We start from the raw sequence: 12981 nt of genomic DNA, 5'->3' as shown, positions 1-12981 counted from the left end.
TCATTTCCCGTCCAGGCAATGCCCACTGTGGGTCAAGGCCATTCCCCGAAGGGCGGGTTTTATTTCCGGCCATCAGGCAAGCGCCGCAAGTCTTTCGCAAACAGCGGCAGAAGCGGCAGCAACAAAGCATGAGGACCGTATGGACAAGGATCGCAAGGAAGCCCTGCAGGTGGCCAAGGAACTGACCGCCAAATTTATTGAGACGCGCACGGTTTCTCCCGGCAACTTTGCCGAGGTATTCCCCTCGGTCTACCGGGTGGTATGCACAGCCATTGGCGTTGATGCAGATCAGGACAACAAGGGAAAATAAGTGGATTCTTCTCAGAACTCCCGGCAGGAAGGCGGGCACAACCCGGCTGCCGCGCCGCAACCGGCTCCCCGGCCCACCCATGACGCAGCTGTGGCTGGCATGTTTGGCCGCATCGTGCGCTTTTATGATTTGCTGAACCGCGTTCTCAGCCTGGGTCTTGACCAGTACTGGCGCAAGGTGCTGGCCCGCAACGTGCGTCTGGGCGATACAGGCGTGGTTCTGGATCTGGCCGCAGGTACCCTGGACGTTTCCCTGGCCATACGCCGCCAGCATCCGACCGCCATTGTGCCTGCGCTGGACTTTTGCCCGCCCATGCTGGTGCAGGGCACCCGCAAGCTAAAAGGCGAAAACACCCGGTGCATTCTGCCAGTTGCGGCCGACGCCAAGCGCCTGCCCCTGCCCGATGCCTCCGTGGATTGCCTGACCATAGCCTTTGGCATTCGCAACATTATCCCGCGCGAAACGGCTTTTGCCGAGATGCTGCGCGTATTGCGCCCCGGCGGCCGGGCCTGCATTCTTGAATTCGGCTCCGGGCGCGAGCGCATCTGGTGCGGGCTATACAACGTATACCTGAATTTTCTGCTGCCCCGCGTTGGCCGCTTGTTTTCCAAAGATCCTGCGGCCTATGGCTATCTGGCCGACACCATCCGCGCTTTCCCTTCAGCCATTGAGCTGGAAAAAGAAATGCGCAAGGCTGGTTTTTCCAAAGCCTGGTACCAAAAGCTCACATCGGGCATTGTATGCCTGCATGTGGGGGAAAAGGCGAAGTAGTTTTAGCGCCGCGCGTGCCGGACTTTTCGTGCTGTATCCACGGTTTGGCAGTGACCAACTATTTGTGCTAGCGGCAGTTTGCGGCAAGGCGGGCAGCCCCTGCATGCCAGATTTGCAGCTGAGCGCCAAAAGTGTGCCCCTCATTGCTTGCAGCAGCATCGGCAAAGGCCAACGGCTGAAACAATGGGTAGCCCCTGTGCGAGCAGTTTCAGGTTTTATGCGTTCAGGCAGCTCCGCGCAAACGCAACGCCTGAAACAATGTTTTGCACAGGGCAACATGCGCTGAAGCATACCCGGTTTACAGATTGGCCCTCTGCCAGTAGCGAGGTTTGCGGCTAGCCCGCACTCGCGTTACAGAAAGCGGCGCATCTATACACAAACGGGCGTTTTTATATGTTCAATAATGGCAAAATGCTTTAGTGCGAAGCTAGCCAGACAACCAGCAAACCCAAAGCCAATGCCGTCAGCCCGGCTATACGCAGGCGGCTTTCAGGCAAGTGTAAAAGACTCAGCAGTGCGCGGCGCATGCCGCCAGGAAACAGCGTCCAGCACAGCCCCTCAAGCACAATGGCAAGGCCCAGGGCGCGAAGAAAGAGTTCAATATTAAATTCCATGCTTTTTTGGTGACGAAAAAAGCCTGTTTTGTAAAGGAATGAAATTATGGTGACATTCGAGGCTCTGCAACAAGGCAAGGAAACGCTGGCCGTCGTCGGCCTTGGCTATGTGGGTTTGCCCCTGGCCGTTGCCCTTTCGCGCCACATGAAGGTTCTGGGTTTTGACATCAGCGCCCCGCGCATCAAAGAGCTGCAAGACGGACACGACCGCACCCGCGAAGTGGACGACACCAGGCTGCAGGCTGCTGATGTGCGCTATACCTGCGATCCTGCCGAACTCAAGGAAGCTGCCGTTATCATCGTGGCCGTGCCCACGCCCATTGACGATCACCGCTCCCCTGACCTCACCCCTGTGGTGGGCGCAAGCAAAACCGTTGGCCAGCATATGAGCAAGGGTTGCGTGGTGGTGTATGAATCCACCGTGTATCCCGGCCTGACAGAAGAAATCTGCGTGCCCATCCTTGAGCGCGAGTCCGGCCTTACGTTTGGCAAGGACTTCACCATCGGCTACTCGCCGGAACGCATCAATCCCGGCGACAAGGTACATACCCTTGAAACCATCACCAAGATCGTTTCCGGCTCGGACGAACCCACCGCCGATCTGCTGGTAAAGGTCTACGGTTCCGTGGTTACGGCGGGTATCCACCGGGCCTCCAGCATCAAGGTGGCCGAGGCGGCCAAGGTGATTGAAAACACCCAGCGCGACCTCAATATCGCCCTTATGAACGAGCTTGCCATCATCTTTGGCCGATTGGGCATCGACACGCTTGAAGTGCTTGAAGCCGCTGGCAGCAAGTGGAACTTCCTGCCTTTCCGTCCCGGCCTTGTGGGCGGGCACTGCATTGGCGTGGACCCCTACTACCTCACCTATAAGGCCGAGGAACTGGGCTTTCACCCCGAGGTTATTCTGGCTGGCCGCCGCATCAATGACAATATGGGCAAGTATGTGGCCGAATGCGTGGTCAAACGCCTTATCAAGAGCGGCCGCGTCATCAGCGGCGCCCGGGTGGGCATCTTCGGCTTCACCTTCAAGGAGAATGTGCCGGACCTGCGCAATACCCGCGTGGTGGACGTTATCCGCGAGCTTGAAGATTACGGCGTGCAGGTGCTGGTAAGCGATGCCGAGGCCGATCCCGCCGAAGCCATGCACGAGTACGGCCAGACCCTGTTGCCGCAGGAAGATCTGAACAATCTGGACGCATTTATCCTGACCGTGAGCCACAGCGCCTACAAAGCTCTGACCCCCGAAAAAATCAAGAGTCTCTTCGCCCAGCCGGAAAAAGCTGTGGTGCTGGACGTGAAAAGCTTCTTCGACCCAGCCGACATGAGCGGTGCGGGCATAGACTACTGGAGGCTGTAAGCCGCGTGAGCCTGCTTATCTGCGTCGCTACCGGCCCGGAACTGGCGGGCCTTTTGCCGGATTTTGCACCGCCACTGGAAACTGGCGCAAAATCCGGCGGTAGTGATACGCCTGCGGCACCCGGCGCAGCAAGCTGGCCCGAAATGCAGCTCTGGCCAGCAAGGCTCAAAACAGGAAACGCCTTGTGCTGCATAACGGGCGTTGGCCCCATCAATGCGGCTTTGGCTCTTGGTCATGTTCTCAGCCGGGCCCAGGCGGAAGGCACGCCCATAAACGCAGTGCTCAACGCGGGACTTGCCGGGGCATTTGACCTTGAAGCCAACCCCCTGCTTTCGCACTGCCTGGTGCGGGAAGAAATCTGGCCTGAGTACGGCCTGCACGATGGGCAAAGCGTCACTGCCGGAGCTTTTGGCTTTCCGCAGTGGCAGCCCCCGCAAGGCGAAGCCGTACGTGACCGACTGACGCTCCCGGGCGTGGAAGCTCTGGCCCCCTTTGGCGGCAAGTGCGCAGACGACGCCCTGACGAACTGCCGTTCTCTTACGGTTGCGGGCGTCAGCGCCAGTTTCGCCCGAGCCACAGACTTGCGTGGCCGCTATAAGGCTGATCTGGAAAATATGGAAGGCTTTGCCGTGGCATACGCCTGCGCACGCCAGGGCATTCCCTGTGTGGAAGTACGCAGCGTGTCCAACAAGGTAGGGCCACGCGCCAGGGAAGAAAAAGATTTTCCCGGCGCGCTGCGCTCACTGGCGCAGGTGCTGCCCGCCCTTAACCTTATCTGAGTAGCGACATGATTCAACTCAAAGCACGCCTTGCCCTGGAACTGCCCGCCATCAACCGCGCTCTGGACAAGGCCGTGGACACATTGCCAGAACCAGTACGCCCGGTAACGCGCCACATCTTCGAGGCAGGCGGCAAACGCCTGCGTCCTCTGCTTACCGTGCTTACGGCACGTTTGCTGGGAAACAACAATGAAGATATCCTTAATCTGGCCGTCACCCTTGAAATGCTGCACGCCGCCACCCTGCTGCACGACGATGTGCTGGACAACGCCGTAAGCCGCCGGGGCAAACCAGCGGCCCACACGCTCTACAATGTGTCCAGCGTCATTCTGGCTGGCGATGCCCTGCTGGCAGGCGCCAATGCCCTTGTGGCCCAAAGGGGCGATCCGCGCCTTTCGCACTGTTTTTCCAAGGCTACAAGCCAGACAGCGGCGGGCGAAATTCTTGAAATCGCGTCCCAGGGCAGTGTGGATTCCAGCGCCGCCCAGTATGAAGAAATGGTACGCGGCAAAACGGCATGGCTTATCCGCGCCGCCTGTGAAATGGGCGCGCTGGCAGCAGGAGCCGACGATAAAACCGTGGCCGCCGCTGCTGCCTACGGCGAAAACCTGGGCATGGCCTTTCAGATGGTGGACGACGCGCTGGACTTTGCTCCTGAAAGCGTCACGGGCAAGCCCACTGGCGGCGACGTGCGCGAGGGCAAGCTGACTCCGCCCCTGCGCCTCTACCGAGACAGCCTGACCGAGGCTGACCGCAAGGATTTTGACGTGGCCTTTACCAGCCTGAGCATGACCGAGGCAGACGCCGAGGCCATTGCCCTGCGCATACGCGAGGCAGGCTTTGACGCCGCCGTTCGCCGCCAGGCCGATACTTTTCTTGACGCGGCAAGGCATGCCCTCAACAGCCTGCCCGACAAGTCAGAGCGCAAGGTCATGTTCCACATGGCCGACTATGTGCGCGACAGAAAGAAATAAGCTGTAACCTCACGAGGAAGCACCAATGCTCTACCGGGTGGAAACCGGCCTGCACGCCGGACTGGACGATACACAGGGTCGCAAGACGGCCCAGCATCTGCTCAAGGCTCTCAACCTGTCTACAGGGGCCGTGCGTCAGATCAAGGTCTTTACTGCCGAAGGCCTCGATGAAGCCCAGGTCAAGCGGCTGCTGGACGAAGGCATCTGGCACGACCCCATATTGCAGGCGGCCTCTCTTGAGCCCCTGCCCGCAGGCCAGCCCGAACCGGACTGGTATGTGGAAGTTGGCTTTCGTCCCGGCGTGACCGACAACGAAGCACGCACCGCCCGCGATACTGCCGCAATGGTGCTGGACATCCCCCGCGACAGCCTGCGCGTGTACACCGCCGTGCAGCACCGCATTGTCAATGATCCGGCTGCGCCGTTGACCCGCGAACAGGTGGACATGCTGGCGCGCGACCTGCTCTGCAATACCCTGATCCAGCGGTACCGCATCAAGAGCCGCCAGGAATGGCAGGCCAACCCCGGCTTTGAAGCTCAGGCCGCTCAGGTCACAGGCGAAGCCAACGACACGGTGGACACCATCACCCTGTCCGGCATGAACGACGACGACCTCACCCAGGCCAGCCGCACCAATACCTGGGCCCTGAACCTCAAGGAAATGCACTGCATTCGCGACCAGTTCACTGCCCCGGACGAAGTGTCCCGCCGCAAGACCATTGGCCTGCCCGGGGACCCCACTGACGTGGAGATGGAAGTGCTGGCCCAGACCTGGTCCGAGCACTGCAAGCACAAAATTTTCGCCTCTCGCATCAATTACACTGATGCGGACACGAACCGCCACGAAGTGGTGGACAACCTTTACAAGACCTGCATTCGCGATGCCACGGCCATTTTGCGCGAACGCATGGGCCCCAATGACTACTGCAAGTCCGTGTTCAAGGACAACGCGGGCGTCATCGCCTTCATCAACGGCTACGATGCCTGCATCAAGGTAGAAACCCACAACAGCCCTTCGGCTCTGGACCCTTACGGCGGCGCACTTACGGGTATCGTGGGCGTTAACCGCGACCCGATGGGTACGGGCATGGGCGCGGAGCTTGTCTGCAATACAGACGTGTTCTGCTTTGCCTCGCCCTTCCACGACAAGCCCCTGCCTCCGCGCCTGCTGCATCCCCGCCGCGTGCTGGAAGGCGTGCGCGAAGGTGTGGAACACGGCGGCAACAAGTCCGGTATTCCCACGGTCAACGGTTCTCTGGTTTTTGACGAGCGCTTTTTGGGCAAACCGCTGGTGTACTGCGGCACTGTCGGCGTGATTCCGGCTGAAATCCACGGCCGCCCCGGCTGGTTCAAAAAGGCCGAAACTGGCGACTTTATCGTCATGACCGGCGGGCGCATCGGCAAGGACGGCATCCACGGAGCCACCTTCTCATCCGAAGAACTGCATGAAGGCTCACCTGCCACAGCCGTACAGATCGGCGATCCCATCACCCAGCGCAAGATGTATGACTTCATCATGCGCGCCCGGGACCTTGGCCTGTACCACGCCATCACCGACAACGGCGCTGGCGGCCTGTCCTCTTCTGTGGGTGAAATGGCGGAAGACACAGGCGGCTGCGTGCTGGATATTGCCAAGGCCCCTCTCAAGTACGACGGCCTGCGCCCCTGGGAAATCCTGCTCTCCGAAGCACAGGAACGCATGACCCTGGCTGTGCCGGCCGAAAAACTTGAAGAATTTATGGAGCTGGCCACCCGTATGGACGTGGAAGCCACGGCTCTCGGCACGTTCACCGAATCCGGCTACTTTGAAGTGCGCTACAATGACCGCATTGTGGCTTCCATGCCCATGCAGTTCATGCATGAAGGCGTGCCCCAGCTTGAGCTGGAAGCCGAATGGAAGGCCCCTGAAATCAAGGAAATCAGCGTGGATGTGGCCGATGCGGAACAGGGCGCTTTTCTCAAGCGTATGCTGAGCCGCCTCAACATCTGCTCCAAGGAATACATCATCCGCCAGTACGACCACGAAGTGCGCGGCGGCAGCGTTATCAAGCCTCTGGTGGGCGTCAAACGCGACGGCCCTGCAGACGCGGGCGTGCTGCGTCCTCTGCTGGAATCGGACGCTGGCCTTGTGATTTCTCACGGCATTTGCCCCAAGTTCAGCGATTACGACACCTACTGGATGATGGCCAACGCAATGGACGAGGCCATCCGTAACGCCGTTGCCGTGGGCGCTGATCCCGACGCCCTGGCCGGGGTGGACAACTTCTGCTGGTGCGACCCTGTGGTCAGCCCCACCAACCCCGATGGCCGCTACAAGCTGGCTCAGCTTGTGCGCGCCTGCCGCGCCCTGCGCCAGTTCAGCCTGGCCTTCGGCGTGCCTTGCATTTCCGGCAAGGACTCGATGAAGAACGACTACACCGGCGGCGGCGAGCGCATCTCCATTCCGCCCACGGTATTGTTCTCCGTACTGGGCGTTATCCGCAATGTCACTGCTACCCAGACGTCAGACTTCAAAAAAGCTGGCGACTATATCTACCTGCTGGGCGGCACCTGGAATGAAATGGCTGGCAGCGAGGCGTGCGACGAACTGGGCATCAAGGGCGGGCACGTGCCTCACGTGGACGCGGCCTCTGCTATGGCGCGCTACCGTGCGGTTTCCGCCCTTATGGGCCAGCGGGCCATCTCCGCCTGCCACGACTGCTCTGACGGTGGGCTGGCTGTGGCCCTGGCTGAAATGTGCATTGGTGGCCGTTTGGGCGCAGAACTGGATCTGGACGCGGTACACGCCATGCAGTGCATGAACAAAACCGAGCTGCTGTACAGCGAAAGCGCCAGCCGCCTGCTCGTCAGCGTTAAGCCCGAACTGGCTATGATCTTTGACGCTCTTGGCCAGTGGCAGCTCTGTTCGCGCGTAGGCGTGGTCACCACCGACGAGCGCCTGACAATGAAATCTGGCGACAGCGTCATTGCCAGCGAACATGTGGAAGATCTGGCACGCGCCTTCAAGGTGACGCTGGACTGGTAAATATAGCCCCCATAACAGTGCATAGTATAGAAATGCCGTTGGCTGCCGCCAACGGCATTTCTTCATATACGTTACAGTTGGCCAGCAGCTTCTCAGGTACGATATGGCATCTGCTATTATTTATACCAACAAAACCATGCCATTAGCATTTGCCATCTCGTAAACCTAGGTATATGGTTGGGCATATAGTTTTCTAACATGGGATATTACGCTGCTGGCGGTCCATCCTTGCCCGTGGGTGGGCTGTCTCCATAGCAAAGGAGAAAACCATGCACCATATGCGCGAAGAAGCAGAAGGCATCAGATCCCAACTGACGGTGTGGCGTGAAACCCTGCATCGGCATCCAGAGCTGAGTTTCAAAGAATTCTGGACCACCGACTACCTGAAAAAAGAACTGGTCGGTATGGGTATCGAAATTGTGGACTGGGGCGGCGAAACAGGCGTTGTGGGCCTGCTGCACGGCCCTCGCCCCGGCAAGTGCGTGGCCCTGCGGGCCGATATCGACGCATTGCCTATTGATGAAAAAAGCGGCGTTTCCTTTGCCTCAGAAAATCCGGGCACCATGCACGCCTGCGGGCACGACAGCCACATGGCCGCCCTGCTGGGCGCAGCCCGCCTTTTGTCCAACCGCAAGAATGATCTCAAGGGCACGGTAAAGTTCATTTTTCAGCCTGCGGAAGAAATATTCGCTGGCGGAGCCCTTATGGTTAAAAAGGGCGTGCTTGAAAATCCCCATGTGGACTTCATTTTCGGCCAGCACAACATCTGCGAATACCCGGCGGGTAAAGGCCTCATCTCCTCCGGGCCCATCATGGCCTGTTCGGCCTTCATTTCCATTACAGTACACGGCAAGGGCGGTCACGGCGCAGTGCCGCACCTGGCTCACGATCCTGTTGTGGCCGCAGCCGCCATCGTCTCTTCACTGCAAACCATCGTCAGCCGCGAAATGCGCCCCACCGAAGCAGTGGTGGTCACCATAGGCAGCATACACGGCGGCACTGTGGCCAATGTCATTCCCGACACTGTCACCATGCAGGGCACAGTGCGCTGCTTTGACCTTGAACTCTTTCACGAGCTTGAAGGCCGCTTGCGGCGCGTCATTGAAAATACCGCCGCCGCGCACAACGTCAAAGCCGATTTTGAGTACAACAAGCTGGTTCCCAACGTGAACAACCCGCCGGAACTTACGGAATGGATGCGCCAAGGCCCCATGAAGGAAGTTTACGGCGAAGAGAATGTGCTGCCCTGCGTACCCAGCATGGGTGGCGAAGACTTTGCCTGTTATATGGCCGAAACACCCGGGGTTTTCGTCTGGTTTGGCAGCGGCAACCCGGAAAAAGGCATCAAATTCTCCTGGCATAATCCAGCGTTCAACGTGGATAACGAAAGCCTGGTTTACGGTGCGGCGCTGTACGCGCAGGTCGCTCTGGACTGGCTCGCCAAGGAAGCCGGATAGCAAACATACAGCCGGGCAACGCATGTGCGCGGCCCGGCTGATGCATAACAAGTTGAAGGAGATGCCTTATGGGATTCACGTGGAAGCACAGGCACACGTCTCTGGCCGTGGTGTTTGTAGTCTGGCTGGTTTCCTACCTAGACCGCATGGTCATGTCCACCGCCATACCGTATATTGCGGATGACTTTAACCTCTCCGCCAGCGAGATGGGCGTGGTCATGAGCGCTTTTTTTGCCGGCTACGCGCTCTTCCAGATTCCCGGCGGCATCCTGAGCGACCGCTTCGGAGCGCGCAAGGTTCTAGTGTTCGCCATTGCCTGGTGGTCCATCTTTACCCTGTTCACCGGGTATGCCAGCAGCCTCATAGGCCTTGTGCTTATTCGTATCTGCTTCGGCATCGGTGAAGGCATCGGCCCCGCCGCCACGTGGAAATCCCTGGCCGTCTGGACACCCGCCTCGGAGCGCGGGCGCGCCAACTCCATCATGATGAGCACCAATTCCCTCGGACCTGCCCTGGCGCCGCTTTTTGTGGTGGCCATCATGTCCCTCTGGGGCTGGCGGGCAGTGTTTCACTATCTGAGCATACCGGGCTTCCTGCTTTGCATCTGGGTCTGGTTCACGCTTTATGACAACCCCAAAGAAAAAAAGGGCGTCAGCCCGGAAGAACTCAGGGAACTGGAAGAAGAACCTTCCGCTTCAGGCGTGGAGCAGAAGAAACTGACCTTCATGCAGGTCCTGTCCACGCCTGTGGTCTGGAAGTCCTTTCTTTTGCTTTTCTTCAGCAATACCGTGGCCTGGGGCTACATGTCCTGGCTGCCCACTTACCTTGTCAAAAGCCGTGGCCTGGCCATGGGACAAATGGGCATAGCCGCCTCGCTGCCGTTTTTCGCAGGCTTTATCGGCGCCATTGTTTCCGGCTATCTTATGGACGGCGCGCTGAAAAAGCACCGCTTCCACTATGTCATCGTCACCCAGCTGTGCATGGCGCTTTTCCTCTACCTCATGTTCACTGCTGAAAGCGTGACCAACCTTATGATTTTCAATGTCATTGCGGGCTACTTCTGCTTCTGCTGCGTGGCTTCGGTCTTCAGCCTGCCCATGATGGAAGTGCCCAAGGAAATCGCGGGCCGGGCTATGGGCATCGTAAACACAGCAGGACAGCTGGCAGGCTTTCTGGCTCCCATTGTCGTGGGCCTGCTCATCACCACCGCCGCTGACGGCGTGCAGAACTACAACGTGGCCTTTGGCTTTTTGTGCTGCTCCAATATTATGGCAGCCATAATCGCCTTCTTCTTCCACAGGAGCAACGTCAAAGCTGCCTCTGCCGCATAGAGCGTTTTTAGCTTGATACATAAAAGCCCCGCAGGCATCAGCCTGCGGGGCTTAATTTGATCATATCAATATTGAAATGCAGCGCGTTTCAATATTGGCATCCTGCCGGAAATCGTATTTCTGGCAGAATCCATGCCGCTATACGGCAGGCGGCTCGGTCTACTCACCGCCGTGCATTTTACCATTTTTATTAATAAAATGCCTTATTGCTGACAAACCATGCTTTTTTGTGGGGGGACACTTCAGGGATTGCAGCCTTGGAGTTCTGCCCTGCTAAACCGGATAGCTTCCGGGCAGTTCACCAGCCTTAGTTGTTAACGTCACCTTCAAAGCGCTGCGGGGCGCGGCTCTGAGCATCAGGGCGCTTGCCGGAGCGGTTGTCTTTGGGGTGAGCGGCCTTGTTGCCCTTGGCATTCTTGCCATTGGGGCTGGTCATCTTGTCTGCGCGCTGGCCCTTGGCGCCGGGCTGAGCAGCTTTGGCAACCTTGCTGTTCTTTTTGACATCATGCTTGCCATTGGCATTGCCTTTGACGTCTTTTTTGGGGGCATTTTTGCCGTTGTTTTTCACCTTGGCGGCCTTTGTGTCTTTAGCAGCCTTAGTGGCCTTGCCGTCACGGTGATACTGGGTGTCAGCACCCTGGCCTCTGCCATACTGCTGATCATTACGGGCTACGAGCATCGTGCCCTGTCCCATGTCTGAAGTGTCCGCATTGGCCTGGGCCGGAACACCGATCCACAGAGCCGCGGCAAGGGTACACAGACCCAATGGCCGCCAGAGATATTGCATGGTCATAATGGTATCCTCCTTAAAGGGCGCACAGCCCTGAGCTTCCATATGCCTATGCGTTCCCGGACGCAAGAGGTCTTTACAAATTACCCGGCTTCATACTGAAAATATTACTCTTTTTTTTAAACTTTCTTTAGAAAACAGCTGAAAAGTGACGATTTTTATCTGCTGGCAGATACCACGGTGTTCAGGCATACCAAAAATGATTCTACGCCAAACCAAGGCAAAAGACTTTTTTACGAAAGCAGTCAGCGCTTACGGCGCATGCCCAGAGTAAAAAATGGCTTTTTAACGCAGCCAGTTCGGAAAATGAATTATTTCGAGACAGCCGCTAGCCTGAAATCAGCCGCAACGCAGGCGCGCCCAGGCCGTCCTCCTGCGCCGCCCGGCCCACTGCCTCGGCTTCGGGGCGAATATAGCTGCGGCCTTCAATTTCATAACGCTTGGCAGGCATGTCGCGTCCCGCAACCCTGGCTGTTACCGCACTTCGGGGCGACACAAGCCTCTCCAGCCTCTGGCGGCGTATCCCCAGGGTATGTGTATGGCGCAGTACTGCCTGCTCTGCCGCGTCTTCATGATCCGTCAGACACAGCACGCGCAGCAGTCCCGAGGGACGATTTTTCTTGCCAATCCCCGGCAGCCACAAGACGTCCAGCACTTCAGGCATGTCGGCCAGAGCTGTGAGGGCCTGCCCCATCTCCTCTCCTGTGAGGTGATCAAGGTGGGTTTCAAGCTGACTGACCAGCTCACGCCCTCCGTGATGGTGATCCACACGGGGGGACGCATTCAGCAGCCACATGCGCAGGCCGGACGCCGCCGGGCGCGAGCCGTAGCCCGTGCCCATAGCAGCGAGCGTACCGCAAGGGGCGCCAGTAAATTCGTCTACCAGGGCATGCAGCAGGGCTGCCCCGGTGGGGGTGATCAGCTCTACGCGCGCGTCAGTGGCGTACACGGGCTTGTTGCGCAAAAGCCACGCTGTAGCAGGCGCTGGCAGGGGAATGCAGCCGTGCGCGCATTCTATACTGCCCGAAAACCAGGGCAGAAATGACGCGGTAATGCGCTGCACGCCCAGCTGCTCCAGGCCGTAGCATACACCCAGAATGTCCACCAGGGTATCAACGGCCCCCACTTCATGAAAATGTACTTCATCCGGCTGTATCTGATGCGCATATGCTTCAGCCAGGGTCAAAGCTTCAAGAACGGACAGGGCGCGGTCGCGCACAGAAGCCGGCACATCCACAGCTTTAAAAATAGCTGCAATATCCGCAGGGTGTCGCAACGGCTGTTCATCCTGCCGCCAGCGGACATCAATGTGCCGCCCCGGGCCAGCCGCCCTGATCTCTTCACGTAGCTCAAGTTCGCAGGCCACGCCCGCTTTTTCCAAGGCTGCCGTCAACGGAAAAAAATCCACACCCAGGTGGGCCAAGGCCGCCAGCGTCATATCGCCGCTGATGCCGCCGCCGCAATCCAGATACACTTCCATACGCACTCGCAAATCGCTGCGCCGTATGCCGGGAATGCCCGGCCACACACTTGTGCAGCATCCGTTTGTTGTTGTATAATCAGAAAAAGG

The 12981-nt window shown here is 58.5% G+C and carries 11 protein-coding genes; 8 read left to right on the top strand and 3 right to left on the bottom strand.

Going from position 1 to position 12981, the window contains the following annotated elements; translation table 11 throughout:
• Positions 1-139 precede the first annotated feature (139 nt).
• Positions 140-310, top strand: a complete 171-nt coding sequence (locus tag QM579_RS00755) for a hypothetical protein (RefSeq protein WP_012625527.1) — start codon at positions 140-142, stop codon at positions 308-310.
• A 90-nt stretch (positions 311-400) separates the two neighbouring features.
• Positions 401-1081: a ubiquinone/menaquinone biosynthesis methyltransferase gene (locus QM579_RS00750; protein WP_414997337.1), complete on the top strand. Its 681-nt coding sequence runs from the start codon at positions 401-403 to the stop codon at positions 1079-1081.
• Between the two features lie 416 nt (positions 1082-1497).
• Here QM579_RS00750 and QM579_RS00745 read toward each other — a convergent pair whose 3' ends face one another.
• Entirely contained in the window at positions 1498-1695 is a 198-nt protein-coding gene (locus QM579_RS00745) for a DUF2065 domain-containing protein (protein ID WP_414997325.1), read from the bottom strand.
• A gap of 46 nt (positions 1696-1741) precedes the next feature.
• Here QM579_RS00745 and QM579_RS00740 point away from each other — a divergent pair, with 46 nt between their 5' ends.
• The 6 genes from QM579_RS00740 to QM579_RS00715 all read left to right on the top strand — a co-directional run bounded on the left by QM579_RS00740 (position 1742) and on the right by QM579_RS00715 (position 10621).
• The gene (locus QM579_RS00740) at positions 1742-3055 is read left to right on the top strand and encodes a nucleotide sugar dehydrogenase (RefSeq protein WP_414997324.1); all 1314 of its coding nucleotides are present in this window, start codon (positions 1742-1744) and stop codon (positions 3053-3055) included.
• Between the two features lie 5 nt (positions 3056-3060).
• Positions 3061-3834, top strand: a complete 774-nt coding sequence (gene mqnB / locus QM579_RS00735; RefSeq protein WP_414997323.1) for a futalosine hydrolase — start codon at positions 3061-3063, stop codon at positions 3832-3834.
• An 8-nt stretch (positions 3835-3842) separates the two neighbouring features.
• Positions 3843-4808, top strand: a complete 966-nt coding sequence (locus QM579_RS00730) for a polyprenyl synthetase family protein (protein ID WP_414997322.1) — start codon at positions 3843-3845, stop codon at positions 4806-4808.
• A 25-nt stretch (positions 4809-4833) separates the two neighbouring features.
• The gene (locus tag QM579_RS00725; protein WP_414997321.1) at positions 4834-7833 is read left to right on the top strand and encodes an AIR synthase-related protein; all 3000 of its coding nucleotides are present in this window, start codon (positions 4834-4836) and stop codon (positions 7831-7833) included.
• A 269-nt stretch (positions 7834-8102) separates the two neighbouring features.
• A complete protein-coding gene (locus QM579_RS00720; RefSeq protein WP_414997320.1) occupies positions 8103-9290 on the top strand; it encodes a M20 metallopeptidase family protein in 1188 nt (395 codons plus the stop codon).
• A 68-nt stretch (positions 9291-9358) separates the two neighbouring features.
• A complete protein-coding gene (locus QM579_RS00715) occupies positions 9359-10621 on the top strand; it encodes an MFS transporter (protein WP_414997319.1) in 1263 nt (420 codons plus the stop codon).
• A 307-nt stretch (positions 10622-10928) separates the two neighbouring features.
• Here QM579_RS00715 and QM579_RS00710 read toward each other — a convergent pair whose 3' ends face one another.
• Both QM579_RS00710 and QM579_RS00705 read right to left on the bottom strand, forming a co-directional pair.
• The gene (locus QM579_RS00710) at positions 10929-11414 is read right to left on the bottom strand and encodes a hypothetical protein (RefSeq protein ID WP_414997318.1); all 486 of its coding nucleotides are present in this window, start codon (positions 11412-11414) and stop codon (positions 10929-10931) included.
• A gap of 325 nt (positions 11415-11739) precedes the next feature.
• On the bottom strand, positions 11740-12939 hold the full coding sequence (locus tag QM579_RS00705) for a LarC family nickel insertion protein (RefSeq protein ID WP_414997317.1): 1200 nt from the start codon (positions 12937-12939) through the stop codon (positions 11740-11742).
• Between the last annotated feature and the right edge of the window lie 42 nt (positions 12940-12981).

This window comes from Desulfovibrio sp. (assembly GCF_047607245.1).
In the GTDB taxonomy this organism is placed as follows: Bacteria; Desulfobacterota; Desulfovibrionia; order Desulfovibrionales; family Desulfovibrionaceae; genus Desulfovibrio.
This window is presented reverse-complemented; position numbering and strand designations above follow the sequence as displayed.

Coding starts and splice junctions, on each gene's coding strand:
- QM579_RS00725 (WP_414997321.1), top strand. CDS start 4,834: ATGCTCTACCGGGTGGAAACCGGCCTGCACGCCGGACTGGACGATACA.
- QM579_RS00715 (WP_414997319.1), top strand. CDS start 9,359: ATGGGATTCACGTGGAAGCACAGGCACACGTCTCTGGCCGTGGTGTTT.
- QM579_RS00755 (WP_012625527.1), top strand. CDS start 140: ATGGACAAGGATCGCAAGGAAGCCCTGCAGGTGGCCAAGGAACTGACC.
- QM579_RS00730 (WP_414997322.1), top strand. CDS start 3,843: ATGATTCAACTCAAAGCACGCCTTGCCCTGGAACTGCCCGCCATCAAC.
- QM579_RS00740 (WP_414997324.1), top strand. CDS start 1,742: ATGGTGACATTCGAGGCTCTGCAACAAGGCAAGGAAACGCTGGCCGTC.
- QM579_RS00710 (WP_414997318.1), bottom strand. CDS start 11,414: ATGACCATGCAATATCTCTGGCGGCCATTGGGTCTGTGTACCCTTGCC.
- QM579_RS00745 (WP_414997325.1), bottom strand. CDS start 1,695: ATGGAATTTAATATTGAACTCTTTCTTCGCGCCCTGGGCCTTGCCATT.
- QM579_RS00720 (WP_414997320.1), top strand. CDS start 8,103: ATGCACCATATGCGCGAAGAAGCAGAAGGCATCAGATCCCAACTGACG.